The 24,921-nt window shown below is 70.0% G+C and carries 23 protein-coding genes; 11 read left to right on the forward strand and 12 right to left on the reverse strand.

All coding sequences use genetic code 11. The features are described from left to right. The first annotated feature begins 11 nt into the window (after positions 1–11). From JOD64_RS14095 to JOD64_RS14110, 4 genes are all read left to right on the forward strand, one after another. On the forward strand, positions 12–1,382 hold the full coding sequence (locus JOD64_RS14095; RefSeq protein ID WP_204942654.1) for a glycosyltransferase 87 family protein: 1,371 nt from the start codon (positions 12–14) through the stop codon (positions 1,380–1,382). A 41-nt stretch (positions 1,383–1,423) separates the two neighbouring features. Continuing rightward, a complete protein-coding gene (locus JOD64_RS14100) occupies positions 1,424–2,056 on the forward strand; it encodes a phosphoribosyltransferase (RefSeq protein WP_204942655.1) in 633 nt (210 codons plus the stop codon). 22 nt (positions 2,057–2,078) lie between these two features. Beyond that, entirely contained in the window at positions 2,079–2,453 is a 375-nt protein-coding gene (locus tag JOD64_RS14105) for a TFIIB-type zinc ribbon-containing protein (protein WP_204942656.1), read from the forward strand. Positions 2,454–2,557: 104 nt separating this feature from the next. After that, positions 2,558–3,238, forward strand: coding sequence for a maleylpyruvate isomerase N-terminal domain-containing protein (locus tag JOD64_RS14110; RefSeq protein ID WP_204942657.1), 681 nt, complete (start codon positions 2,558–2,560; stop codon positions 3,236–3,238). Positions 3,239–3,260: 22 nt separating this feature from the next. On the opposite strand, the gene dnaB is transcribed toward JOD64_RS14110, so the two are convergent. Next, positions 3,261–4,664, reverse strand: coding sequence for a replicative DNA helicase (gene dnaB, locus JOD64_RS14115; protein ID WP_204942658.1), 1,404 nt, complete (start codon positions 4,662–4,664; stop codon positions 3,261–3,263). A gap of 397 nt (positions 4,665–5,061) precedes the next feature. Here dnaB and JOD64_RS14120 point away from each other — a divergent pair, with 397 nt between their 5' ends. Then, complete coding sequence (locus JOD64_RS14120; RefSeq protein WP_204942659.1) at positions 5,062–6,612, forward strand: hypothetical protein; 1,551 nt, start codon at positions 5,062–5,064, stop codon at positions 6,610–6,612. A gap of 212 nt (positions 6,613–6,824) precedes the next feature. On the opposite strand, the gene JOD64_RS33480 is transcribed toward JOD64_RS14120, so the two are convergent. The 5 genes from JOD64_RS33480 to rpsF form a co-directional block, all read right to left on the reverse strand. Continuing rightward, complete coding sequence (locus JOD64_RS33480) at positions 6,825–6,950, reverse strand: hypothetical protein (RefSeq protein WP_275581447.1); 126 nt, start codon at positions 6,948–6,950, stop codon at positions 6,825–6,827. A 40-nt stretch (positions 6,951–6,990) separates the two neighbouring features. Continuing rightward, the gene (gene rplI / locus JOD64_RS14125) at positions 6,991–7,437 is read right to left on the reverse strand and encodes a 50S ribosomal protein L9 (RefSeq protein WP_204942660.1); all 447 of its coding nucleotides are present in this window, start codon (positions 7,435–7,437) and stop codon (positions 6,991–6,993) included. A 14-nt stretch (positions 7,438–7,451) separates the two neighbouring features. Next, positions 7,452–7,733 (reverse strand): 30S ribosomal protein S18, encoded by a 282-nt coding sequence (gene rpsR / locus JOD64_RS14130; RefSeq protein ID WP_051723758.1) that lies wholly within the window; start codon positions 7,731–7,733, stop codon positions 7,452–7,454. Next, positions 7,733–8,269: a single-stranded DNA-binding protein gene (locus JOD64_RS14135; protein ID WP_184179965.1), complete on the reverse strand. Its 537-nt coding sequence runs from the start codon at positions 8,267–8,269 to the stop codon at positions 7,733–7,735. Before JOD64_RS14135 ends, rpsR begins: the two co-directional genes overlap by 1 nt. A gap of 91 nt (positions 8,270–8,360) precedes the next feature. Then, entirely contained in the window at positions 8,361–8,651 is a 291-nt protein-coding gene (rpsF, locus tag JOD64_RS14140; RefSeq protein WP_007073791.1) for a 30S ribosomal protein S6, read from the reverse strand. A gap of 638 nt (positions 8,652–9,289) precedes the next feature. On the opposite strand from rpsF, the gene JOD64_RS14145 reads away from it, so the two are divergent. Both JOD64_RS14145 and JOD64_RS14150 read left to right on the forward strand, forming a co-directional pair. Beyond that, a complete protein-coding gene (locus JOD64_RS14145; RefSeq protein ID WP_204942661.1) occupies positions 9,290–10,081 on the forward strand; it encodes a deoxyribonuclease IV in 792 nt (263 codons plus the stop codon). Beyond that, entirely contained in the window at positions 10,078–12,672 is a 2,595-nt protein-coding gene (locus JOD64_RS14150; protein ID WP_239559512.1) for a putative glycosyltransferase family protein, read from the forward strand. The genes JOD64_RS14145 and JOD64_RS14150 overlap by 4 nt, the downstream gene beginning before the upstream one ends. Positions 12,673–12,952: 280 nt before the next feature. Here JOD64_RS14150 and JOD64_RS14155 read toward each other — a convergent pair whose 3' ends face one another. The 3 genes from JOD64_RS14155 to JOD64_RS14165 form a co-directional block, all read right to left on the reverse strand. Next, positions 12,953–14,461: a glycosyltransferase family 87 protein gene (locus JOD64_RS14155; protein ID WP_204942662.1), complete on the reverse strand. Its 1,509-nt coding sequence runs from the start codon at positions 14,459–14,461 to the stop codon at positions 12,953–12,955. Between the two features lie 126 nt (positions 14,462–14,587). Then, positions 14,588–17,455, reverse strand: a complete 2,868-nt coding sequence (locus tag JOD64_RS14160; protein ID WP_204942663.1) for a transglycosylase domain-containing protein — start codon at positions 17,453–17,455, stop codon at positions 14,588–14,590. Between the two features lie 197 nt (positions 17,456–17,652). Continuing rightward, positions 17,653–18,102 carry a DUF5318 domain-containing protein gene (locus JOD64_RS14165; RefSeq protein ID WP_204942664.1) on the reverse strand — a complete coding sequence of 150 codons (450 nt, stop codon included), beginning with the start codon at positions 18,100–18,102 and terminating at the stop codon, positions 17,653–17,655. A 175-nt stretch (positions 18,103–18,277) separates the two neighbouring features. Between JOD64_RS14165 and JOD64_RS14170 the strand changes: the two genes are divergently transcribed. Then, positions 18,278–18,916 carry a PadR family transcriptional regulator gene (locus tag JOD64_RS14170; RefSeq protein ID WP_110564821.1) on the forward strand — a complete coding sequence of 213 codons (639 nt, stop codon included), beginning with the start codon at positions 18,278–18,280 and terminating at the stop codon, positions 18,914–18,916. 23 nt (positions 18,917–18,939) lie between these two features. Next, a complete protein-coding gene (locus JOD64_RS14175) occupies positions 18,940–20,019 on the forward strand; it encodes an inositol-3-phosphate synthase (RefSeq protein ID WP_184179985.1) in 1,080 nt (359 codons plus the stop codon). Between the two features lie 231 nt (positions 20,020–20,250). Here the strand turns inward: JOD64_RS14175 and JOD64_RS14180 are convergent, their stop codons facing one another. Then, the gene (locus tag JOD64_RS14180; protein ID WP_204942665.1) at positions 20,251–20,730 is read right to left on the reverse strand and encodes a methylated-DNA--[protein]-cysteine S-methyltransferase; all 480 of its coding nucleotides are present in this window, start codon (positions 20,728–20,730) and stop codon (positions 20,251–20,253) included. Positions 20,731–20,764: 34 nt separating this feature from the next. Next, on the reverse strand, positions 20,765–21,115 hold the full coding sequence (locus JOD64_RS14185; RefSeq protein ID WP_204942666.1) for a hypothetical protein: 351 nt from the start codon (positions 21,113–21,115) through the stop codon (positions 20,765–20,767). Between the two features lie 137 nt (positions 21,116–21,252). Here JOD64_RS14185 and JOD64_RS14190 point away from each other — a divergent pair, with 137 nt between their 5' ends. Together JOD64_RS14190 and JOD64_RS14195 are read left to right on the forward strand one after the other, a co-directional pair. After that, positions 21,253–21,795 (forward strand): NfeD C-terminal domain-containing protein, encoded by a 543-nt coding sequence (locus JOD64_RS14190; RefSeq protein ID WP_204942667.1) that lies wholly within the window; start codon positions 21,253–21,255, stop codon positions 21,793–21,795. 27 nt (positions 21,796–21,822) lie between these two features. After that, positions 21,823–23,358: a flotillin family protein gene (locus JOD64_RS14195; RefSeq protein WP_204942668.1), complete on the forward strand. Its 1,536-nt coding sequence runs from the start codon at positions 21,823–21,825 to the stop codon at positions 23,356–23,358. A 49-nt stretch (positions 23,359–23,407) separates the two neighbouring features. Here JOD64_RS14195 and JOD64_RS14200 read toward each other — a convergent pair whose 3' ends face one another. After that, complete coding sequence (locus JOD64_RS14200; RefSeq protein ID WP_204942669.1) at positions 23,408–24,868, reverse strand: CCA tRNA nucleotidyltransferase; 1,461 nt, start codon at positions 24,866–24,868, stop codon at positions 23,408–23,410. Positions 24,869–24,921 lie beyond the last annotated feature (53 nt).

Raw genomic sequence — 24,921 nt, forward strand, 5'->3', positions numbered from 1 at the left:
GACTGGCCCGCGTGATCGCCGACGCCCCGACCGCCCGCCGCCGTCGCTGGCACTGGCACTGGCGGACGCTCGACACCGCCGCCGGCGGACTCGCCCTCGACCTCGGCCTCTACGCCGTCTCGGCCATCTTCGCCGCGATCACCGCGGTCACGTCGACCCTGCTGCCGCACCGGGCCTGGGGCACGGTCGCCGCCGTCGGGTACCTGATCGCGACGCTGGTGGTGATCGCTCAACTCCTGTTACGTCGGCGCTCCCCGACCACACGGCTGGCCGGTCTGCCTGCCCGCTGGGCGGTCACCGGATTCGCCTGGGCCAGCGCCGCGCTGCTGCCCCTGCTCTGGCAGAGCATCGAGCGGGCCAGCGGGCGCACCGATCGGGCCCAGGAGGAAGTACTTGTCGTGGAGCAGGCCGGCACCCGCCTCCTGGAGCACGGCACGCCATACCTCGGACCCGACGCGATAGCCGCCCTCCCACCCGGGGAGCAACTGCTCGGCTACACCCCGTACCAACCCGGAATGGCGATGTTCGGCCTGCCCAGAGCACTGGCCGACACCTGGTGGACCGACTCCCGGGTCTGGTTCGCGGTGGGCACCGTGCTGGCGCTCGCCCTGGCCGTGACCGCCCTGCGCAGAACACCGACCACCGCCACCACCAGGACGGATCGCCAGCGAGACGCCGCGATGCCTCACCGGCGAGACGCCGCGCTGCTGCGAGGCGTGCAGGCCGCCACCGTCCTGCCAATCTGCGCCCTCACCCTCGCCACCGGCGGCGACGACCTACCCGTACTCGCGCTCTGCCTGCTGGCCCTCGCGCTCGCCGCCGCCGACCGGCCCGGCCAGGCCGGCCTCGCGGTCGGGCTCGCCGGCGCGCTGAAGCTGTTCGCCTGGCCGGTGGCCCTGGTCCTGATCGTCTGGGGCCTGACCCGCCGCGCCGGCACCCGCGTCGCCGCCGGGGCAATCGGCCTGCCCGTCGCGGCCCTCCTGCCGGCGATGCTTGTCGACCACGACGCGCTGACCGAGAACGTGCTGCGCTTCCCCCTCGGCCACGGCCTGGTCACCAGCCCGGCCCAGTCCCCGTTCCCCGGCTACCTGATCGCCACTGCGATGCCCGCCGGCCGGCTGATCGCCGCCGCGCTGCTGGTCGCCGTCGGCGTGGCCATCGCCGTCCGGCTCGCCCGCCGCCCGCCGCGCACCGCTGTCGCCACCGCGCTGATCTGCGGGTACGGGCTGCTCGCCGCCATCGCCCTGATGCCCTCGACCCGCTTCGGCTACCTGCTGTACCCGTTGGCCCTGCTCACCTGGGCACCCGCCCTGCACCGCCGGGTCGACACGCCGACCGCCCCGGCGCCCGACGAGCTGTCCGGTCGGACCACTTCGGCGTAACTGCCGGGCGAAACGGCGCGACAGGGCGTAGACCTGAAGGCATGACGACGTACCGCGATCGGGCCGAGGCGGGCCGGGTGCTCTCCAAGCGACTCACCGCACTCATCGGCGAACCGGACGTCATCGTCCTCGGCCTCGTCCGTGGCGGCGTGCCGGTCGCCCGGGTCGTCGCCGAACGGCTCGGCGCACCCCTGGACGTGCTGGTCATCCGCAAACTCGGCATGCCGTGGGCCCGGGAGGTCGCCTTCGGCGCGCTCGGGCCGGGCAATGTCCAGGTGCTCAACGACGCGGTGGCCAGCCGACTCAGCAGCGACGACATCGCCGAGGTCAGTCAGCGGGAGCAGACCGAGTTGGAACGCCGGGAGCGGCTCTACCGGGGCGGTCGCCCACAGCTGGACCTCACCGGCCGGACCGCGGTGATCGTCGACGACGGCCTGGCCACCGGCGCGACCGCCCGCGCGGCCGTGGAGGTCGTCCGTCAACTCGGGGCACGCCGGGTCGTGGTCGCGGTCCCAGTCGGCGCGCAGGAAGCATTCGAACTGCTCGCCGCCGAAGCCGACCAGGTCGTCTGTGCCCAACGCCCACCGGACTTCGGCGCGGTGAGCGTCTACTACGACGATTTCCACGAGGTGTCCGACGAAGAAGTCACCGAGGCGCTCACAGCAACTGCATAGGTCCACCAGGTACCGTCAGGCGATGAGTAGCCTCACCTGTCCCAAGTGTCACGGAGAAATGCGCCAGTACGAGCGCAGCGGCGTCGTCATCGACCAGTGCGGGGAGTGCCGAGGCATCTTCCTGGACCGCGGCGAGCTGGAGAAGCTGTTCGAGGCGGAGGCCAACTGGAGCCGCCAACAGACCGGCGGCGCGCCAGGGCAGCCCGCGCAGCAGCCGGCCGGCTACCCGCCCCCGCCGCCCCCGCCGCACCAGCCCGGTTACGGTGCCGTCCCGCCGCCGCCCGCACACGGCTACCCGCCGGCGCCGGCCTACGGCCACCAGCAGCAGCACCACGGCTACCACGGTCACTACCGGCAGAAGAAGCGCAAGGGCTTCCTCGACGAGATGTTCGGCTGAGCCAGCCTGACATCCCGCCCGGGTCGATCACGCATCGGCCCGGGCACACTGCCCACGCCGTCGACGGTTGGCGGGAGGGGCTGGTCCGTGCGAGGCTGGTTCGCGTGAGCACGGGCCGATCCCACGCCGCGCTGGCCCAGGCCTACGACGGGATCACCGCGGTGGTCGGCGACCTGGACGACGCCGGCCTGCAACAGGCCACCCGCTGCCAGGGCTGGCTCGTCGCGGACCTGCTCCTGCACGTGCTCGGCGACGCCCAGCGGGCACTGGTCACACTGGCCAGCCAGGTCGACGGCCCCGCCGACACCGACGACGTGAGCTACTGGCGCGACTTCCCCGCCGGCGGCGAAGAGGCCGCCCGGCACGCCTGGTGGGTCCGCCGGTCGGCCGCCGCGTTCGACCGTCCGACCGGCATCGTCCAGCTGTGGCGAGAGACCGCCCCGGCGGCGGTCCGCGCTGCCGCGTCAGCCAACCCCGAGGGGTACGTGACCACGCAGGGGCACGTACTGCGCGTACCGGATTTCCTCGCCACCCTGACCACCGAGGCCGTCGTCCATCACCTGGACCTGCTGACACCGGCACTGCCCGACGCGCCGCCGCCCGACCCACTGGCCGTACGCGTCGCGGTGGCCACCATGGATGGCCTGCTCAGCGACGACACGGTCCGCCCGGCCGCCTGGGACGACCACGATTTCCTGCTGAAGGCCACCGGCCGCGTCCCGCTCACCGACCGCGACCGGTTGGAGTTGGGTGAGTCGGCGGGCTGGTTTCCGCTGCTCGGCTGATCCCCGGCGCGTGTCGTGCGGGTCAGCCGATGGCCATGTCCACGAAGCGGGACAGGTGTAGCTGGGCCGCGACGGTCACCGTGTCGGTCGGGCCATTTCGATGCTTGGCAACAATAAAATCCGCCTCCCCCGCCCGCGGCGACTCCTTGTCGTAGTAGTCGTCGCGGTGGAGAAGGATGACGACGTCGGCGTCCTGCTCAATGGAGCCCGACTCACGCAAATCGGACAGCTGGGGTCGCTTGTCGGTGCGCTGCTCGGGGCCACGGTTCAGCTGGCTGACCGCGATGACCGGGCACTCGACCTCCTTGGCCAGGAGCTTCAGGCCACGGGACAGGTCAGCGACCTCCTGCTGGCGACTCTCGGTGCGCTTCGGTGAGGTCATCAGCTGGAGATAGTCGACCACGATCATTTTGAGATCGTGCCGCTGCTTGAGCCGCCGAGCCTTGGCCCGGATCTCCATCAGGTTCATGCTCGGCGTGTCGTCGACGAAGAGCGGCGCTTCGCTGATCTCGCCCATGCACCGGGCCAGTTTGGTCCAGTCGTCGTCGGAGAGCTGACCGCTACGCAGCACGTGCAGCGGCACCCGCGCCTCGGCGGAGAGCAGCCGCATGACGATCTCGACCTTGCTCATTTCCAGCGAGAAGATCGCGGCCGCCTGGTTGGCGCGAATGGCGGCATTTCGGGCAAAGTCCATGCTAGCGGTCGATTTTCCGAGACCGGGCCTGCCCGCCACGATGATCAACTGCCCGGCGTGCAGGCCGTTGAGCAGCCGGTCCAGGTCGCTGAAGCCGGTCGGCACGCCGGTCATCATGCCGCCCGTCGCCCCGACCGCCTCGATCTCGTCGAGCGTCGGCTGCAACATGTCGGCGAGGATCGCGAAGTCCTCGCTGACCCGACGTTCGGTGACGTCGTAGACGGCCTGCTGGGCGAGGTCCACGACGTCGTCGACATCGCGGCTGCCGCCGCTGGCGGTGCCGTAGCCCAGTTGCACGATCTTGGTGCCGGCCTCGACCAGCCGCCGCAGCACCGCGCGTTCGCTGACGATGCGCGCGTAGTAGGCCGCGTTCGCCGCGGTCGGCACGCTGGCGATGAGGGTGTGCAGGTAGGGCGCGCCGCCGATGCGTACCAGATCGCCGGAGTCGGCGAGCGCCGCCGCGACCGTGATCGAGTCGGCGGGCTCACCCCGGCCGTAGATGTCGAGGATGATGTCGAAGATGGTGGCGTGCACCGGCCGGTAGAAGTCGTTGGTCTTGAGGATCTCGACGACGTCGGCGATGGCGTCCTTGGAGAGCAGCATGCCGCCGAGGACGCACTGCTCGGCAGCAACGTCCTGGGGCGGGGTCTTGTCGAACTGGCCGTCCCGCTGTGCGGGTGGCTGACCACCACCGGAGCGTGGCTCTGCCCGCATGTCGTCAGTGACCGACACGGGTCCCCCCTCCACTGCGCCGGATCCGATTCCAGCTCTACCGCTGGGGTGCGACACTTCCGTCCGACCGGGCCGGTCGATCGGGGGCCATCGCGCCGGCGGTCGAGGGCCAACCATACGGACCCCGAGGTCAGAGACTCAACAACGCCGGTGGACGAGCCTCGGGACAACCTGTGGATGCCGGTGGACATGATGTGCGCAGCGTGTGCACAGCCTGTGGACAACTGTTGGGGAATTCTTGGCCTTACGTCGTTGACCTGCGGAAACATGCTCCCCAGCCTGTGGAGGAGAATATTTCGGTCGGGCCTGTGACACGATCGTCCCGTACTATCTCCAGCGAACGGCTACACCTGGACAGCGGATTCCGCTTTCGGTTCAGAAGGGTCACACTCCGGCCGTGAGTTACCGGGACTGGGGACGCGGGGATGGCAGCCCGCGCGAGCGCCAGCCGATCGCCTCGTGGAGTGAGCGCGCGGCGTCTCTTCCGGTCGATCCGTACGACGAGGACGGTCGCTACCGCACCTCCAGCCGGCGGCGTGCACTGGATCGCGGCCAGGACGAGCCCGTCGATGCCTACCTGCCCCGCTGGGCGCTGGAGTCGGGGGTCCGGCACGCTGACGGCGGCGGTCGCCACGCGGCACCGGACGAGGACGCGGACGACCCTGAACGCGAGCCCGAGCGCCCGAGCGCCGCAGCCGGTCGGCGGTCCATCGAGTCGCCGGGCAGCCGACGGCGGGGCAGCGAGCCGAGTTGGCGGGAGCAAGCGGCCATCGGCGCGGCCCCCGAGTCGGACCACACCCGGGAGTGGACGCTCGACCGTCCGCAGGAGCAGGGGTATGCCGGCCGCCGACGCGCGGACGCGGGGGAGGACGAGCCGGTTTCCGGCGCTGTCCCGGACCGCCGCCCCCGCCGCGCACCCGCTGGCCGTCCGCAGGTGATCTGGTCGGGTGGGGATCTGGAGCCGACTCCGAGCGAGCCGACACCGGGCCCGGACGTGAGCCGTCCCACCCGGCGCAGCCGCCGTGCGGCGGAGGAGTCCTGGTCCCGCCCGGCGGCCGACCCGTGGGCACGCGGGTCCGATCGGGTGGCTGAGCCCGAGCCTTCGTACCCGCCCGCGGTGGACCCGTGGGACGCCTCCGGAGTGCACGCGTGGCCGCCCGGCCCCGGTGCGGACGGCACGGATCTGAGCGAGCAGTGGTCGGCGGTGGAAGGCGTCGGTGGCTGGGAGCGATCCGACCGCACCGGCCAGTGGGAGCGGTCCGCGATCGAGGACGACCAGTGGGACCGTACGCTTCCGCCGCGCTCCGACCGGTCCGTTGCGGCGGAGGGTTGGCCGACCCGGGACGACGGGTTCTGGTCCGGCACTCGGCTCGCGGACGATGACCCGAGATGGACGGATCCGTCGACGTCAGCGCCCCGCTCGCCGGTGGTGGGCTACACGGCTCCGCGACCGCGCAGCGCACCTGTGCCCCCTGGGGGTACGCCACGGCGTCGGGCGGACCGGCCGGCGGCCGGGGCGGCGTCGGTGCGTCAGCGCGTCGAGTCGGCGGCGACGGGTGCCTGGGCTCGCCGCCTGGAAGACGATCTGCTCGACCCCGATCCGGGTGGGCCGTTCCGGCCGTTGCTGTACACGGCCGCCTGTTACCTGATGCCGGCGATGCTGATCTTCGTCTGGCTGTTGACCTTGGACAGTCAGGCGCCGGCCGGTTGTGTGACCGACATCAGCGGGGGCGGGTGCGACTCGCCCCGGTCACGCGCGTTGGAGTCGTTGCTCGCCGGCTCGCCGCGCTTCGGGTTGGCGCTCCTGAGCAGCCTGGTGGTGGCGGCGCTGCTGCGTCGGGTGGGCACGACCTGGCGCTCGGCCACCATCGCGGTCGCCGCGGCAGTGGTGGGCGGCGGCCTCTCCACGGTGCTGATCAGCGCGGTCACCGGTCAGCCGATCGGCTGACCAGCCTGCGGTCGTTCTGCCGGTCTGCCACCGCCGGGTCCGCCCGGTCCGCCGGTCCGCCTTTTCGCCGGTCCGCCTTTTCGCCGGTCCGCCTTTTCGCCGGTCCGCCCGGGGCGGGCGGGACGGGCGGACCGCGCTTGATCAACACCAGATCGCCGACATTGCGGCATCACACCCACCCCGACACCCCCACATCGCCGACCTGGAGTGGATCAACCCACCTCGACACCCTCGACCTCACCGCCAACCCCCACCCTCGCGTCATCACCAACCCCGAAGAGCCGGGCCAGGCCAGGCTCGTCGACCTTGCCGGACGACGTACGCACGAGGGCCCGCACCGATCGCTCGGTGCGGGCCCTCGTGGTGGTGTTGCGGACGTCAGCCCTGAACGACGTTCAGGTTGAACGACGCGGTCACCTCAGGGTGCAGCTTGATCTTCACCGGGTAGGTGCCGGTCGACTTGATGTGACCGGGCACCTCCAGCCGACGCCGGTCGAGGACCGGGCCACTGGCCGCCTTGACGGCGTCGACGATCTCGGTCGGGGTGACCGAGCCGAAGAGCCGTCCGCCGTCGCCGGCGCGGACCTTCAGGTTGACCTTGAGACCCTCGAGCTGAGCCTTGACCTCGTTGGCGTGGTCGAGGTCGCGGATCTCACGGGCCCCACGGGCCCGCTTGATGACCGTGACCTGCTTTTCCGCGCCCTTGGTCCAGGCGATCGCGAAGCCCTGCGGCAGCAGGTAGTTACGGCCGTAGCCGTTCTTGACCTCGACGATGTCGCCCGGGGCACCGAGGCCGGACACTTCCTGAGTCAGGATGATCTTCATATCGGTGCCTCCTCTCAGCGGGTGGTGGCCGTGTACGGCAGGAGCGCCATCTCACGGGCGTTCTTGACCGCACGGGCGATCTGCCGCTGCTGCTGCGAGGTCACGCCGGTCACCCGCCGAGCGCGGATCTTGCCGCGATCGGAGATGAACTTGCGCAGCAGCGCGGTGTCCTTGTAATCGATGTAGGCGATCCCGTCCTTGTCGAGCGGGTTCACCTTCTTCTTGGGCTTGCGCAGTGCCGCAGCCTTGGCCGTTGCACGTGCACCTGGTTTGCGATCGCGGGCGCTCGGCGCCATTAGAAAGGTGGCTCCTCGTCAAAATTGGCACCCGAACCGGCACGCGCGGGAGAGGGAGCAGCCGAAGCCCAGGGGTCGTCGAAGTTGCCTCCGCCGCCACCCTGGCTGCCACCGCCACCGCCGCCACCGAAGCCGCCGCCAGCGCCGCCGGAGCGGGACATCTTCTGCACCTTCGCCGTGGCGTAGCGCAGCGACGGGCCGATCTCGTCGACCTCAAGCTCGATGACTGTGCGCTTCTCACCCTCGCGGGTCTCGTAAGACCGCTGACGCAGCCGGCCTGACACGATCACCCGAGCGCCACGCTGCAGCGACTCGGCGACGTGCTCGGCGGCCTGCCGCCAGACGGTGCATGCGAGGAACAGCGGCTCGCCGTCCTTCCATTCGTTCGACGCCTTGTCCATGAATCGGGGCGTCGAAGCGACACGGAACTTGGCGACCGCAGCCCCAGAGGGGGTGAACCGCAACTCGGGGTCATCGGTCAGATTGCCGATGACCGTGATGGTGGTGTCTCCTGCCATGACCATCTCCTCGCGCACTCAGCGTCTCGTCGTACAGGCTCGCAGAGCCGTACGACAGAGTCGCGGAGGCTGATCCGGGCGAACCGGGTTGATTGCCGGACTGAAATGCTTAGCGCATCTCCGGCCGGATGACCTTGGTGCGCAGCACGGACTCGTTGAGCCGGAGCTGACGGTCCAGCTCGGCCACGGCAGCAGGCGTAGCCTGCAGGTCGACGACGGCGTAGATGCCCTCGGCCTTTTTGTTGATCTCGTACGCGAGGCGCCGGCGGCCCCACACATCGGTCTTCTCAACCGAGCCACCCGCAGTCCGAATCACGTTCAGGTACGTGTCGAGCGACGGGGCGACGGTGCGTTCCTCGAGGCTGGGATCAAGGATCACCATGATCTCGTAATGACGCAAGACGTGCTCACCTCCTGTGGGCTAAGCGGCCACGGTCCTTCCGTGGCAGGAGGTCGTGCGTCGCTGCCCGCACGTGCCGGGGGAACCCGGCCGGACGCGGACAACCTGACCAGGATACCCGGTCCGAACGATCACGCCCGGGGCGGTCGGGTCGGTACCCACACGTGGTGACGGGGGTCCACCGTCCGACCGTGTACCGGCCGGTGGTGGACCCCCGTCTACGAGGCCGCGGGGCGTCCCGTCCGCATTCCTTGGGTGGGACCTGGGGAGGAACGACCACACCGATGAGGTTGGACCGAAGACGCCCCGCGGAGCTTTATCGTGTTGTTATCTGACGATACAACGGCACTCGTACCTTGTCGGGGGAAAAGGCACAAATTTCCGAGATTCTTCATCGGCCGGAACCCGGTGTGCGAAGGGGCCGCCCCCGCCGCGCCGGGCCGCGTGGCGGAGGTGACCTCGCTGTCGTCCGTCGACCACCGGTCGCCGTACGCGGCGCTCACGCCGCCGGCTTACCGGGAACTGGTTGCCGGTTCAAACCCATCAACGATCGCCGGTCCGTCTGGTGACGTGAACCCCGAGCGACACCGCCCCGACCGTCGCTCCGGCGGTCAGGGTCGCGACGTAGGCTCGCTCGCATGCGTATCGGAGCCCACGTCGATTCGACCGACCCGCTGGCGGAGGCGGCCGACCGGTCCGCCGACACCGTGCAGTTCTTCCTCTCCGACCCACAGGGGTGGAAGGCGCCCAAGCCTCGGGAAGATGCCGAGCGGCTGCGCGCGGCCGAGGTCGACCTCTACGTGCATGCGCCGTACGTCATCAACGTGGCGACCCTCAACAACCGCATCCGGATCCCCAGCCGGAAGCTGCTGCTCGGGCACGCCAACGCGGCCGCCGACATCGGCGCCAAGGGCGTGATCGTTCACGGCGGGCACGTCAACGCCGGGGACGACCTGGCCGTAGGTTTCGACAACTGGCGCAAGACCTTCGCGTACGCAGCCGACTCCGGCGGCTTCGGCGTGGCGGTCCTGATCGAGAACACCGCTGGTGGCGACAACGCGTGCGCCCGGCGACTGGACGCGCTCGCGCGGCTCTGGGACGCCGTCGGCGACTACGAGGTGGGCTTCTGCCTGGACACCTGCCACGCGTTCGCGGGCGGCGAGGAACTGCTCGGCCTCGTCGACCGGGTCAAGGCGATCACCGGACGAATCGACCTGGTGCACGCCAACAACTCCAAGGGAGCGTTCAACTCCGGCCAGGACCGGCACGACAACCTGGACGGCGGGACGATCGACCCCGAGCTGGTGGTGGCGGTCATTCGGGCAGCGGGGGCACCGGTGGTCGTCGAGACACCAGGCGGTGCAGCCGGACAGGCCGCCGACATCGACTTTCTCCGTCAGCAGCTCGGGACGGAGAGCCAGACAGCATGACGACCGGACAACCCGGGACCGGTAAGGCCCGGCCCGCCCCCGCCCGCGCGGAGGCCGAGACCCAACCTGCCACCGCAGCCGCAGCCGCAACGAGCACCCCCGCCCAACCGGCCCGCACCTCCGACAAGGCATCCGCGGTGCCGACCCCGGAGAGCGGCGCGCACCGCCCGCGACCGACCGACGGTACGACGACCGGAGCCGCCACGAACGGCACGCCCCACGGCACCATTGGTGACAACCAGCCCCGCCCCGCGAAGAGCGATGTGGCCGAAGACGGCAACGCGGCAGAGGATGGTGCGACAGCCAAGGCCATCGACGCAGCCCTCGGCCGGCGTGACCGAGGTCGTGGCCGAGCATGGCGGTGGTGGGCCAAGGACACCGCCGCCACGGACGGCGCGAAGGGCAACGCGACCACGGACGGCACTCAGGGCGACACCGCCAACAACGGCGCGAAGGGCGACGCGGCAAAAGCTGGCGAGGCAGCCAAGAACGCTGAGGCAGCCAAAGACGGCGAAACGGCAGAGGCCGGTGCGGCAACAAAAGCCGGCGACACGGCAAAGACCGGCGACACGGCAAAGACCGCTGCGGCGGCCAAGAACAGCGACACGGCCAAGAACGACACAGCCAAGAACGACACAGCCAAGAACGACGCAGCCAAGGCCGGCAGCACCAAGGGCGACGCCGATGAGGTCGGTGACCCGGCCGAGGACGGTGGCACGAAGGACGCTGCGACCAAGGGCGGCGGCGCGGCCAAGGATGAAAAGGCGGGCGACGCCGACGGTCGGGTGAAGACCGACGGCGAGTCGAAGCCGGTGGCCGCTGATCGGTGGGAGGCGTTCGCTTCCGCTCCGGACCCGAAGCCGTCCATCTTTAGCCGGGCGGGCCGGGCCGTCGGCCGGTTCCTGATCCACGAATGGACCCTGGCAAGTCTCGGTGCGCTGGTACTGGCCGTACTGATGACCTGGCCGACGCTGCGCTACCCGCGTTACACACTCCCGCAGGACTACTGGGACCCGAGCCTGCAGGCCTGGCAGATGGCCTGGTCCGGGCACATCCTGCTGACCGACCCGGCGCACCTGTGGCAGTCCAACACGTTCTTCCCCGAGCTGTGGAGCTTCGCGTTCTCCGACACACTGCTCGGGTACGCCCCGGCCGGGATGCTCGGCAGCGGCCCCGAAGACGCGGTGCTGCGCTACAACATCATGTTCGTGCTGGCGCATGCGCTCGCCACGCTCGGGGCGTACGCGCTGGCTCGTCAGCTCGGGGCCGGCCGAATCGGCGCCGCCGTCGCTGGCGTCAGCTACACCTACGCGCCGTGGTTGCTGGCCCAGGCCGGGCACCTGCACGTGCTTTCCAACGGCGGGATTCCGCTGGCGCTGGCCATGTTGGCACGCGGACACGGGTGGTCACTGCGGCACGGTTACCGACCGGAGCGCCGGCACGACGGTTGGATCTACGCCGGCTGGTTGGTGGCGGCCTGGCAGCTCAGCCTCGGCTTCGGCATCGGGCTGCCGTTCGCGTACCTCCTGGGCGGCGCGGTCCTGGTCGCCGTCGTCCTCTTCTACGTGCGGCGGTTGCGCACCCGCCGGGCCATACCGTTCGGTCGCCGGTTGCTCGTCGCCGACCTGCTCGGCGGCTTGTTGTTCGCGGGTGTGGGTCTGCTGATGGCGATCCCGTTCTTCAAGGTGACCGAGCTGCACCCGTACGCCGAACGCACCATCCGCGACATCAGCATCTTCTCGCCGCCGGCGTCGGGTTTCGTGACGGCGCCCGCCGAGTCGCGGATCTGGGGTGGACTGCACGAGGGCGCCCGCGCGGCGCTGCCGTGGCACCCGGAGATGACCCTGTTGCCGGGCTTCGTGCTCTACGCGCTCGCTCTGGGTGGGCTGTTCTTCTCGGTCTGGCGGCTGCGGCACCGACTGCTGCTGCTCGCCGGGGTGCTGGTGACGATGGTCTTCGCGATGGGCACGCGCTTCTTCGACGGCACTTTCACCTACGTGCCGCTCTTCGAGCACGTGCCGGGCTGGAGTGCGCTGCGTACCCCTGGTCGGTTGATGCTCTGGACCACGTTGTTGCTCGGCCTGCTCGCGGCGGGCGCGGTCACCGCGCTCACCGACCGGGTCCGCGAGTTGACCGCGCAGCGGATCCCGTCGTGGCCGGGGCCGTGGCTGCGGACGGCCACCCTGCTGCCGCTGCTGTTGGTCACCCTGGAGGGCCTGAACACCACGCCGCACCCGGTGGTGCCGACCCAACCAGCCGCGATGCGCTCGGCGGAGGGGCCCCTGCTCGTGCTGCCCAGCAACCAGAGCCTGGACCAGCACGTGATGCTCTGGTCGACCAGTGGGTTCCCCGATGTGGTCAACGGCGGTAGCGGCTTCACCCCGCGCCAGCTCGACGACGTCCGTCGGGTGAGCCAGTCGTTCCCCAACCAGACCAGCGTCGACTACCTGCGCACGCTCGGCGTCCGCACCGTGGTGTTGTTGCGCGAGCAGGTGGCAGGCACCCCGTGGGAGATCAGCATCGACGCGCCGGTCGAGTCGCTCGGCATCACCCGTCAGGAAGTCGGCTCGGCCGTGGTTTTCCGGCTGTGAACGTGGTTGCTGGTTAGGGCGGGTTTGCGGGGGAGCCCACCCGGCTCCGGGCGGTCAGGCTTGATCCCTGCGCCGGGCGGGCTCCCCCGCAAACCCTCACGCCAGCAAGCCGCGCGAATCCTTGCGGGTCGCAGGCTTGATCCCTGCGCCGGGCGGGCTCCCCCGCAAACCCTGACGCCAGCAAGCCGCGCGAATCCTTGCGGATCGAAGGCTTGATCCCTGCGCCGGACCGGCTCCCCCGCAAACCCTCACGCCAGCAAGCCGCGCGAATCCTTGCGGATCAGGTGGTGGTGGCGGGCTCGCGTGCGGGTTCAAGGGTCGGTGCTTTGCGGCGCCATCGGTCCAGCCAGGGGGCGTCGGGGGCGCCGTCGAGCACGCCGCCGTCCGGGTCGTCCGGATAGGTGGCTCGCACCGCATCCCGCTCGGGGTGCAGGATCTCCCGGATGACCAGTACGCAGAGCACCACCACAGTGGTCAGCCGCAGCGTCGAGGCCAGCACGAACACGCCCTCCGGGAAGACCGGACGGCTGGTCGCCGCGCCGAGCAGCTCACCGTAGAAGGCGACGAAGTAGCAGACCTCGGCGATCTGCCAGGCCAGGAACGCACCCCACTTCGGTCGGGCCAGCACCACCAGCGGCAGCAGCCACAGCACGAACTGCTGCGACCAGACCTTGCTGAAGATGAGGAAGGCCGCGACCACCAGGAACGCGAGCTGACCCAGTCGCGGTCGGCGCGGCGCCCGCAACGCCAGCACGGCCACACCGAGACAGGCCAACCCGAACAGCGCGTACGAGAGGGTGTTGAGGGTGGGGATGTTGGCGTTCAGCCACTCGAACGGGCCAAGTCGGGCGGGGTCGTTGCCGACCTTGCCGTCCAGATAGCGCCCGATGTACCAGAGCGTGCCCCAGTCGATCGGCCGGGTGGTGTTCAGCTCGAAGAACCGGTCCCAGTTGTCCGGGTACGCCCGTGCGGCGGGCAGGTTCACCAGCACCACCGCGGCGATCGCCGTACCCGTGGCGACGAGCGCGGCGCGAAGCCGGTTGGCGCGAAGCGCCAGCACGAGGATCGGCCCGAGCAGGAACAGCGGCCACAGCTTCGCCGCACCGGCCAGTCCGAGCAGCACGCCGGCTGTCGCTGGTCGTTTTCGGGCCCAGGCCAGCAGGCCGAAGGCCGCCAGCCCGATGGCGAGCAGGTCCCAGTTGACGGTGGCGGTGAGCACCAGCGCCGGGGCGAGCGCGAACAACGCGGCGTCCCAGGGTCGTCGGCGGCGCAGCGCCAGGATCACCGCCACGGTGGCCACCGCGAGCGCGCCCAGCACCAGCGCGTTGAGGTTGTAGAACCACTGGCCCTGGTTGATGCTCGGGTCGCCGTCACCGACGGCGTGCACCGGCAGGCCCAGGGCGCCCATGAAGTAGCCGGTCAGCACCGGGTACTCGACCGGGTGGTCGCGATAGGGCACCTTGCCCTCGTTGAGTCCCTCGGCGTAGTAGAGGGCGAGGACGTCGGTGTAGCAGAACCGGGTGTACTGGGTGTTGTTCTGCCAGGCGCCGTCCTGGCAGGGCGACTTCTGCACCCAGTGCAGCGCGAGAGTGAGGCAGGCCAGCGCGAGCACGATCCGGACGGCGGTCCAGAAGCGCCGCTCCTGGCCGGCCGGCCGGTCCAACGCGGTCGCGTGGTCGCCCAGCGGGCCGCCGATCGCGCCAGAGATGCCGCGGACGAACCCATCCGAGCGGGACGGGTGGTCAGTGGTTCCGGCGTCGTCGATGCCGGGCGTCGACTGGGTGCTCATGAAGAGGCATCCTGCCGTACGACAGGGGTGTCCGTCCCGTCCCGGCGCGGAGATCCCGGTAGGAAAACGCCGCCGCCGGCCGGAATCGTTCGTCCGGCCGGCGGCGAGGTCATGCGGTGGTGCGGGTCAGTCCCGGTTGGGTGGCAGGCTCGGCAGCACTCCACCGCCGCCGCCACCACCGCCCCCGGGTCCACCGGGGTTACCCCCAGGATTTCCGCCGGGGTTGCCGCCAGGATTGCCGCCCGGGTTGCCGCCAGGGTTGCCGCCGGGGGTATCGCAGAACGGGGTGGTCAGCGGGTTACAGGTCGGCTGGCCGCCCGGGAAGATCGGCGGTGGCGGCGCCTGCGTCTCCACGCCGTTGCCCTTCGTGACGTCACCCTCGCCGGTGACGCTGGGCAGGGATATCTCCTCCTGGCCCTTCAGGGCGGCGTTCATGTACTTCTCCCAGATTGGTCCGGGGAGAGTGGAACCACCGATGTCCTTGCCGCCGGTGAGCCGGATCTGCGGCTTCTTCGGGTCCCGGCTGCCCACCCACACCGCGGTGGCGATCTGCGGGGTGTAGCCGACCGTCCAGGCGTGCGAGTTGTCGTCGTTGTCGTACTCCCAGGTGCCGGTCTTGGCGGCGGCCTGGCGGCCGTCTTCCAGGGAGATGTCGTTGGGGCGGGGGATCTGCTTCAGGACGCCGGTGACCTCGTCAGTGATCTTCTTGGGGATCCGCTGCTCGGGCTTGATGCGCTCGCTGCCGACCACCTTCCACTTACCGGTGTCCTTGTCCTGCTGCTCCACCTTGACGACGAAGTGGGCCTTGATGTATTTGCCGTCGTTGGCGAACGTGGCCATGGCGTTGGCGTGGTCGAACACGGTGATCGGGTACTTTCCGAAACCGGTGTAGTTGTCGAAGGGGTTCGGCCCCTTCTTCGACAGGTCGAAGGCCTGCGGCGGGTCGACGCCCCACATCGTGGTCACGCCGGCCTTCCTGGCCATGTCGACGACCTTGTCGGCGCCGATCGTGTCGGCGACCCAGTAGAAGGGCACGTTGTACGACTGGACCGTCGACTCTTCAAGGGTGCACCACTTGCCGCACTTGAGGTTGGTGCGGTTTGCGTTTCCGATCGCCACCGCAGAGCCCTTGGGCTTGTACGGCGTGGGGTCCCAGTGCGACTTGACCGAGATGCCGGCCTCGATCGCGGCGGCCAGGGTGTACACCTTCATCGACGAGCCCGGCTGGTGTCCGCCGGTCAGGTCGCCGTTCTTGTCGGTGTTCTTGCCGGCGTAGTCGAAGTCGGCGCCGCTGTCACCGCCGTAGTAGGCGAGCACGCGACCCTTCGACGGGTCGATCGAGACCACCGCAGCCATCAGGTTCTTCGGCTGCTCGTTGAGCAACGATCCCTTCTTCGACTGCATCGCGATGTTCTCGGCGGCGGTCTGCAACTTCGGGTCGATCGTGGTGGTGATCCGGTAGCCGTCGTCCCGCAGCGCGTCCACGCAGCTCTTCTTGCCCTCCGCGCCGTTGTCGGAGCAGAGCTTCATCTCGTCCATCTCTTGGCGGACGTAGTTGATGACGTTGCCGCGCGGGCTGTCGACACCGAACCCGTTCCCGCCCTTCTTCGGCGGCAGCACCTTCGGGTATTCCGTCGGCGACGCGGGCTTGTTGGGGGCGTCCACCCAGCCTTCCTTCTTCATGCCGGTGATGACGTAGTCCCACCGCGACTTAGCGTCCGGCAGGTTGACCGCCGGGTCGAAGCCCTTGTGGGTCTCGCTCGGCACCGGCTGCTTGATGACCGCCGCGAGCACCGCACCCTCGCCGACGCTCAGGTCCTTCGCCGCCTTGCCGAAGTAGGTCTGTGCCGCCGCTTCGATGCCGTAGGCGCCGCGTCCGAAGTAGATGACGTTGAGGTAGTGCTGCATGATCTCCGGCTTGCTGTACGCGTCGTTCAGCTTGGAGGCGAGGATGGCCTCCTTCACCTTCCGGCCGTACGTGTCGTCCTGGAGGTTCTCGAACGCGTTGCGGGCGTACTGCTGGGTGATGGTCGAGGCACCCTGCTTGTCGCCACCGGAGATGTTGTTCCATCCGGCTCGGACGATGCCCTTGTAGTCGACGCCCGAGTGCCGGTAGAAGTTCCGGTCCTCGGCCGCCGCCACGGCATGCTGCACGTGCTCCGGAATCTGGTTGATGGTGACGAAGGTGCGGTTCTCGCTGCCCAGCTTGGCCAACTGGGTCTTGCCGTCCTTGGCGTACACGGTGGTGGACAGCGGCAACGGCAACTCGTTGGGCATGACCACATTGGTCGAGTAGTAGGTGAACCCGACCACGCCGATACCGGCCAGCATGATGAAGACCGCGACCCCGGCGATCAGCAGGTTCATCCGCTTGCGCTTCTTGGATCGCGCCGCACCCGCGCCGCCCGCACCACGACCGCCCCGGCCCGGGCCGTTGGGCCCACCGGGACCGTTGGGCCCGCCGGGCCCACCCGACCCACCGGAGACCGGAGAGACGCTCGCCCGAGCGACCGCGGCCCGGCCACCCACCGACGCGGAGCCGACACTGGCCCGGCCCGCCGACGCGGTGCCGACAGAGGCGGCACCGACCACGGCCCGACCCGCCGGTGCACCCGGCGCCGGGGACACGGGCACCGATGCCCGGCCCGCTCCGGCGCGACCGGCGGCCACGCCCGGTGCCGGTGACACCGGCACCGATGCCCGCCCTGTTCGGCCCGGGGATGCCGAACCCACCGAGGCGGATCCAGCCGCCGCGGCGCCACGCGGTGGCACCGAGGCTGAACCGCCCACCGAGGCCCGCCCACCGGCGGCTCGTGGCGTCACCGAGGCGCGGCCCGGGGTTGCCGCGTCGCCTTCCGATGCCGACCAGCCACTCCCGCGGGAGTCACCGCCGGGTCGGCGGTACGCGTCGTCCGCTCCCGACCCGGGGTCGCCGTCCGCGCCCGGGTACTGGGCCCGTCCGCGCGCAGAACTGGGATCGCCGTACGAGTTCATTCCTCACACCCTGCCGGTCGCGGTGGGGCGCAACTGCGCCGCCACCGGGTTGCCGTGAGTTGCTTCACCCGGGACACCGGCACGGGGGTGCCGTATCACCGAGGTCATTGCCGTATCAATCGGGCCAATCGGACCAACGAGCGGTCGACCGTTCCGGGTTTCGTTGATGGCCCCGGGGCCGGTCCAACCAGCTGCGATCACCGTTGCGCCTCTCGCCTCCGCCGACCCGCACCTTCGGCGGACGCCACGTCCTGCTCGCCGGTGCCGTCGCTCTCGCCGATCAGACCATCCCGGCCGAGCAGGTACTGCTCGACGAGATGGTTCCAGTCACAGCCGAGGCACACCTCCACCACGAAGACCTGGAACTCACGCAGCGTCATCGCCAGCACGGGCAGCTCGGTCAGTGTCCGGGCCTGCCCGGCGGACTGCTTGAGCTCGTCACCGTAAATGTAGTGGACGAGCGTCAAGTTCTCACTGCGGCAGATCGGGCAGCGCCGGTCAGTTGGTTCTCCGTGGAACCGGGCGGCGTTCTTCAGGTACGGCGACGCGTCGCAGACGTCGTACGTGCCGACCCGACCGGCCAGGAGCTCACGCAGCACTGCTCGCTTCTGAAGCGAGTAGTCGACGACCTGGCGCTGCGTACGCATGCGGAGAAGGGTACGCGGTCCGGCCCGACCAGGCGACCACGCTCACGATCCGTGACGACAGCATCCCGGAACGGGGGTTTGCCCTGGCCCGCGCGACCCGCTAACGTGCGATGTATCGGTCCGATACATCGCGGCGGTTACCACTTCAAGCCGGAGGGTAAAGAGAGGGTGGCCAGTGCTTGAGTTCGCCATCCTCGGCCTCCTGCAGGAGTCTCCGATGCACGGCTATGAGCTGCGCAAGGAGTTGACCGCCAAACTCGGCGCGATCCGGGCGGCAATCAGCTACGGCTCGCTCTACCCGACCCTACGCAGGCTGCAGGCGGCGGGATGGATCACCGAAGCTGCTGAGACACCCGTCACCGCCGAGGAGGTTCCCGCGCTGACCAGCCGACGAGGTCGGGTGGTCTACAAAATCACCGCGGAAGGCAAGGAACGCTTCGGCCAGCTGATCGCACAGGCCGGGCCCGAGACGTATGACGACACGGGTTTCGGAGTGCACTTCGCGTTCTTCGCCCGGACCGACCAGGCGACCCGACTGCGCATTTTGGAGGGTCGCCGCCGCAAGATCGAGGAGCGTCGCGAAGGGCTTCGCGACGTGCTGGGCCGAGCGGCCGAGCGCCTCGACGCTTACACCCTGGAACTGCAGCGCCACGGCCTTGACGCCTGTGAGCGCGAGGTCCGCTGGCTGGAGGAGCTCATTGCCAACGAGCGCTCCGGCCGAGCCCCGACGGTCCCGAACATCGGGACAGCCGGCGGCCGACGAGAAGACAACAGCCCGCCTCCGCCTGGAGAGACCAGGAATGAGCGGCCGTGACAGAAAAGAAGGAGGCAGACGCTATGGGCTCCGTCCGCGTCGCCATCGTCGGTGTGGGTAACTGCGCCTCGTCCCTGGTTCAGGGCGTCGAGTACTACCGGAACGCCGACCCGAACGACCGCGTCCCGGGTCTCATGCACGTCACCTTCGGCGAGTACCACGTCTCTGACGTGCAGTTCGTCGCGGCGTTCGACGTGGACGCCAAGAAGGTGGGCATGGACCTCGCGGAGGCGATCGTCGCCAGCGAGAACAACACCATCAAGCTCTGCGACGTGCCGCCGACCGGCGTGTCCGTGCAGCGCGGCCCGACCTTCGATGGTCTGGGTGAGTACTACCGCGAGATCGTCGAGGAGTCCGACGCCACGCCGGTCGACGTGGCGCAGGCACTGCGTGACGCGCAGGTCGACGTGGTCGTCTCCTACCTGCCGGTGGGTTCCGAGCAGGCCGACAAGTTCTACGCGCAGGCTGCGATCGACGCCGGCTGCGCGTTCGTCAACGCCCTGCCGGTCTTCATCGCCTCCGACCCCGAGTGGGCCAAGAAGTTCGAGGACGCGGGCCTGCCGATCGTCGGTGACGACATCAAGAGCCAGGTCGGTGCCACCATCGTGCACCGCGCGCTCGCGAAGCTCTTCGAGGACCGCGGTGTCGAGCTGCTGCGCACGTACCAGCTCAACTTCGGCGGCAACATGGACTTCATGAACATGCTGGAGCGCAAGCGGCTGGTCTCGAAGAAGATCTCGAAGACCCAGTCGGTCACCTCGCAGATCCCGCACGAGATGAGCAAGAGCGACGTGCACATCGGCCCGTCGGACCACGTGCCGTGGCTGGACGACCGCAAGTGGGCGTACATCCGCCTGGAGGGCCGTTCGTTCGGTGACACCCCCCTGAACGCCGAGCTCAAGCTCGAGGTGTGGGACTCGCCGAACTCGGCCGGTGTCATCATCGACGCGGTCCGGGCCGCGAAGATCGCGCTGGACCGGAAGATCGCCGGCCCGATCCTGTCGGCCTCGTCGTACTTCATGAAGTCGCCGCCGGTGCAGTACGCCGACCACGACGCCCACCAGGCTGTCGAGGAGTTCATCGCCGGCGAGGTCGAGCGCTGACCCGCTGAGCAGCAAGCACGGCCGAGGGCCGGGTCCGAATGGGCCCGGCCCTCGCCGCGTTCAGCTCGCCATCTTCAGGTACGGCCGGGGCCGAGTCACCGGCGGCGGTGGCGGTGGCGGTGGCGTGGTCGACTCCATATCGCCGACATGGCGGTATCCGAGCGGCCTGACACCGCAACATCGGCGGTGTGGAGTCGATCATGCGCCGGGCCGGGCCGGCCGGGCTGGGGGTCAGGACCAGGCGTGTCGCAGGGCGACCCCGGCCTCCAACTCCAGCAGCTTGACCTTGCGCGGCAGACCTCCACCGAACCCGACCAGCTTGCCGCCCGCGCCGACGATCCGGTGACACGGCACGATCACCGGGACCGGGTTGCGGTTGCACGCCACTCCCACCGCCCGCGCCGCCCCGGGGTCGCCAACCAGGCGCGCCACCTCGCCGTACGTCAGCGTCTCCCCGTACGCGATCCGGGTCATCTCCCGCCAGACAGCGCGCTCGAAGTCGGAGCCGCGTGGCATCGACACCGGGACGGTGAACGCGGTCAACTCACCCGCGAAGTACGCCCGCAGCTCGGTCGCCACCTGCCGGGACAACGCGTCACCGGGCTCGTCGACCGCTGCCTCGACCCGTCCGAACGACGCGCCACACACGTTGGTGCCGTCCGTGGCGACGGAGAACTCACCGATCGGTGAGTCGAGCACGGTCCAGCGCATCAACCCATTCTCCCCGACGCCGCTGCCGGCAGGGCTACCAGCGTCGGGCCGAGCGCCACTCCTCGGCGGCCTGGATCGCCTCTTTCGCCGCGGCCCGTTCGGCGCGGGCCCGGTCGCGGTCGCGGAAACCCAGGTAGAGCTTGCGCCCGGCGTAGAAGGGGAGCAGCAGCGCCCCGTAGAAGATCGCGACGGTTTCGTCGTTCGAGCTGAGCAGGTAGTAGACATAGTAGCCGGCGAGGGCACCACCGATACCGGCCAGCACCCGGTCGACCCGGGAGGTGGTGGCGAACGAGGTGATCGCGACGCCCAGCAGCACGACCGCGGTCAACGCCAGGCTGACGATGTAGAAGACGACCACGACGTTCGGGATGATTGGGTCGGCCACGGGCAGGTCCTCTCGATGCGTGTTGACCGGGACGATCTGCCGGCGGCGCAGAAGATAACGCGCCCGAGCCGTCGGGCGCTGCCCCGTTTTCGATCTACACCAAAACAAGATCACCTTTGATCGAGCGCGATCGTCAGATGTTGCGCCACGTCGATACCGTGCAGGTCGTGGCAACGGGGACGCTCATCTTTCTGATCATCGGCGCAGCCGGCATCGGGGTGCTCGCGCTCGCGCTGCTCGGCACCGAGCTGTTCCAGTTCGGGCACGCCGACGTGGACGGTCCGATCTCGGTGGAGACGGTCGCCGGTTTCGCCGGGGCGTTCGGGTTCGGCGGGGCCATCGTCAACGAGCTGCTCGGTGCGCGTACCCCCGGCATGGTCCTCGGCGCGGCGGTCGGCGGCGTGCTCGCGGCCGTGCCGACCGGCTGGTTGGCGTCCCGGCTGAGCCGGGCGGCTCGGAACATGCGCACCGACCCCACCCCCACCCGCGACGACCTGGTCGGTGCGATCGGCCTCGTCGTCACCCCGGTGCCGGTCGACGGCTACGGCCAGGTCCGGGTACGCCTCGCCGGCCAACCGGTCAAACTCAGCGCCCGTGCCGATCAGCCGATACCGATCGGCACCCAGGTCTTCGTCGTGCAGGCGCTCAGCGAGACCAGCGTGCACGTCGAAACCTACTGACCTCCTCCTCGCAGAACGGGACTCCTTATGGCCCTGCTAATCGCCATCGGTGGCGCGGTCCTCCTCGCGCTCATCCTGGTGCTCTTCGTGCTCTCCCGGATCAAGGTGGCCGGGCCGAACGAGGCGTTCATCGTCACCGGCCGCAAGGGCCGCACCACCCAGACCGCCGACGGCGGCCGCTCCACCGACAACTCCGGGCAGAAGGTCGTGCTGGGCGCCTCGGTCTTCGTGCTGCCGGTGGTGCAGAAGCTCCAGTCGCTGGACCTGTCCAGTCGGCGCATCGACGTCGGCATCCGGGGCGCGGTGAGCAAGCAGGGCATCCGGGCCGACCTGCACGGTGTGGCGATCGTCAAGGTCGGCGGCACCGAGGACGCGATCCGGGCCGCCGCCCAGCGGTTCCTGCACCAGCAGGACGAGATCGACAACTTCACCCGGGAGGTGCTGGCCGGCGCGCTGCGCTCGATCGTCGGTCGGCTCACCGTGGAGGAGGTCATCCGGGACCGAGCCGCGTTCGCCAGCGCCGTCGCCGAGGAAGCCGAGCACTCGATGACCAACCAGGGCCTGGTGCTGGACACCTTCCAGCTGCAGGACATCCTCGCCGAGGGGTCCTACCTGCAGGACCTGGGCCGGCCCGAGGCCGCCCGGGTGCTCAAGGACGCGGCCATCGCCGAGGCTCGCGCCCGGCAGCAGGCCGAGCAGGAGCGGCTGCTCGCCGAGGAGGCCATCGCGGAGGCGAACCGGAACCTGGCCCTCAAGCAGGCCGGCATCCAGGCCGAGATCGACGCGGCGAAGGCGAAGTCCGCCGCCGCCGGGCCACTGGCCCAGGCCGAGCGGGACCAGGCGATCCTCTCCGAGCAGCAGAAGGTCGCCGAGCGCAACGCCGAACTCAAGCAGCGCCAACTGGACACCGAGGTGCGCAAGCCGGCCGACGCGGCCCGGTACAAGGTGGAGCAGGAGGCCGAGGCGTCCCGCAACGCGGCGGTGCTGCACGCGGACGCACAGCGGCAGGCGGTCATCGCCGCCGCGCAGGCCTCCGCCGAGCAGGCCCGACTCACCGGTGAGGGCGAGCGGGCCCGGCGTGCCGCGCTCGCCGAGGCGAACGCGATCGAGGGTGCCAAGGAAGGTGAGGCCGAGCAGCGTCGACGCTCCGCGATCGCCGAGGCGGTGGAGCGGGAAGGTCAGGCCGAGGCCGCGGCCATCCTCGCCAAGGGTGAGGCCGAAGCCGACGCGATGGCGCGCAAGGCCGAGGCGTTCGCCGCCTACGGCGAGGCGGCGGTGCTGGACCTGCTGGTCAAGGTGCTGCCGCAGGTGGTCGAGGCGGCCAGCGCGCCCATCGGGGCGATCGACAAGATGACGGTCATCTCCACCGACGGTGCCTCGTCGCTGACGAAGTCGGTGGCCGGAAACGTCGCCCAGGGGCTCCAGCTCGGCAGTGACCTCACCGGGATCGATCTGGCCGGTCTGCTGGGCCGGCTCGGTTCGGCGTCCAGCCTGGGCGGCAACAACACCTCGGGCGGCAACGGCACCACCGCCGTGGACGGAACGGCCGTCGAGACGCGCTGACCCGCCGTACGCCGACGGGCGCTGCTCCCAGTCTGGGGGGCGGCGCCCGTCAGTCGATCAGGCCCTCGGCACGGGCCCAGCGCAGCAGCTCGACCTCGGCGGCGTCCCGGTCCAGTGGGCCGTGCTCGAGGCGCTGCTCCTTGAGGTGCTTCCAGGCCCGCCCGACCACCGGCCCCGGCGGTACGCCGAGCAGCTCCATGATCGCGTTGCCGTCCAGGTCGGGGCGGACCCGGGCCAGGTCCTCCTCGGCCTCGATCCGGGCGATCCGCTCCTCCAGCGCGTCGTAGTCCGCGGCGAGCTGGGCGGCCTTGCGCCGGTTACGGGTCGTGCAGTCCGAGCGGGTCAGCTTGTGCAGTCGGGGCAGCAGGTCGCCGGCATCGGCGACATAGCGGCGCACCGCCGAGTCGGTCCACTCGCCCCGTCCGTACCCGTAGAAGCGCAGATGCAGCGCGACCAGCGCGGTCACCTTGGCGGTGACGTCCTTCGGGTACCGCATCGCCTTCATCCGAGCCTTGGTCAGCCGGGCGCCGACCACCTCGTGGTGGTGGAAGCTGACCCGGCCGTCGGACCCGACCGCCTTCGTCGCCGGCTTGCCCGCGTCGTGCAGGAGGGCGGCCATCCGCAGGATGAAGTCGCAGCCCTCCTCCTCGTAGGAGACGGCATTCTCGACGACCGTCAGCGTGTGCTCGTAGACGTCCTTGTGCTGGGCGTGCTCGTCGATCTCCAGCTTGAGGCCGGTCAGCTCCGGCAGGAACCGCTCGGCCAGCCCGGTGTCGACAAGCAGCCGCAGCCCGGTGATCGGGTCGGCGCCGCAGAGCAGCTTGGTGAACTCGTCGCGGATCCGCTCGGCGGTGATCCGATCCAGGTCGGCGGCCATCTCGGTCATCGCCGTATGCACGTCCGGGTGCACGGCAAAGCGCAACTGCGCGGCGAACCGGGCGGCCCGCAGCATCCGCAACGGGTCGTCGCCGAACGACTCACCGGGCGTGCTCGGGGTGCGGATCACCTTGGCCGAGAGGTCGTCCAGCCCGCCGTGCGGGTCGGTGAAGCGGTGCTCCGGCAGGCTCACCGCCATCGCGTTGATCGTGAAGTCGCGCCTCTTGAGGTCCTCGTCGAGGCTGGTGCCGTACACCACCACGGGGTTGCGGCTGACCTGGTCGTACGACTCCGCGCGGAAAGTGGTGATCTCCAACTGGAGGCCGTCGCGCTGAGCGCCGATGGTGCCGAACTCCCGACCGGTCTCCCAGATCGACTCGGCCCAGCCCTTGAGGATCCGCAGGGTCTCGTCCGGGTGCGCGTCGGTGCAGAAGTCGAGGTCGTCGCCGAGTCGGCCGAGCAGGGCATCCCGCACCGAACCGCCCACCAGGTGCAATTCGTGGCCGGCACGGACGAACCGGCGGCCCAACTCGTCCGCGACCGGGGAGACCCGGAGCAGTTCGGCAACGGCGTTGCGCTGCGCGGCGGTGAGTTCGCGGCGGTCGGCGGCGTGGGGAGCGGAGGCTTCGGACATGGGATCGCCAGCCTATCGGGCCGAGGTGTGATCGGATCCGCCGGGCGCGGGTA

This window comes from Micromonospora luteifusca, from assembly GCF_016907275.1.
In the GTDB taxonomy this organism is placed as follows: domain Bacteria; phylum Actinomycetota; class Actinomycetes; order Mycobacteriales; family Micromonosporaceae; genus Micromonospora; species Micromonospora luteifusca.

Coding starts and splice junctions, on each gene's coding strand:
- JOD64_RS14155 (WP_204942662.1), bottom strand. CDS start 14,461: ATGAGCACCCAGTCGACGCCCGGCATCGACGACGCCGGAACCACTGAC.
- JOD64_RS14180 (WP_204942665.1), bottom strand. CDS start 20,730: ATGCGCTGGACCGTGCTCGACTCACCGATCGGTGAGTTCTCCGTCGCC.
- JOD64_RS14190 (WP_204942667.1), top strand. CDS start 21,253: ATGTTGCGCCACGTCGATACCGTGCAGGTCGTGGCAACGGGGACGCTC.
- JOD64_RS14195 (WP_204942668.1), top strand. CDS start 21,823: ATGGCCCTGCTAATCGCCATCGGTGGCGCGGTCCTCCTCGCGCTCATC.
- rplI (WP_204942660.1), bottom strand. CDS start 7,437: ATGAAGATCATCCTGACTCAGGAAGTGTCCGGCCTCGGTGCCCCGGGC.
- rpsR (WP_051723758.1), bottom strand. CDS start 7,733: ATGGCGCCGAGCGCCCGCGATCGCAAACCAGGTGCACGTGCAACGGCC.
- JOD64_RS14200 (WP_204942669.1), bottom strand. CDS start 24,868: ATGTCCGAAGCCTCCGCTCCCCACGCCGCCGACCGCCGCGAACTCACC.
- JOD64_RS14165 (WP_204942664.1), bottom strand. CDS start 18,102: ATGCGTACGCAGCGCCAGGTCGTCGACTACTCGCTTCAGAAGCGAGCA.
- JOD64_RS14105 (WP_204942656.1), top strand. CDS start 2,079: ATGAGTAGCCTCACCTGTCCCAAGTGTCACGGAGAAATGCGCCAGTAC.
- JOD64_RS14145 (WP_204942661.1), top strand. CDS start 9,290: ATGCGTATCGGAGCCCACGTCGATTCGACCGACCCGCTGGCGGAGGCG.
- JOD64_RS14160 (WP_204942663.1), bottom strand. CDS start 17,455: ATGAACTCGTACGGCGATCCCAGTTCTGCGCGCGGACGGGCCCAGTAC.
- JOD64_RS14150 (WP_239559512.1), top strand. CDS start 10,078: ATGACGACCGGACAACCCGGGACCGGTAAGGCCCGGCCCGCCCCCGCC.
- JOD64_RS14100 (WP_204942655.1), top strand. CDS start 1,424: ATGACGACGTACCGCGATCGGGCCGAGGCGGGCCGGGTGCTCTCCAAG.
- JOD64_RS14175 (WP_184179985.1), top strand. CDS start 18,940: ATGGGCTCCGTCCGCGTCGCCATCGTCGGTGTGGGTAACTGCGCCTCG.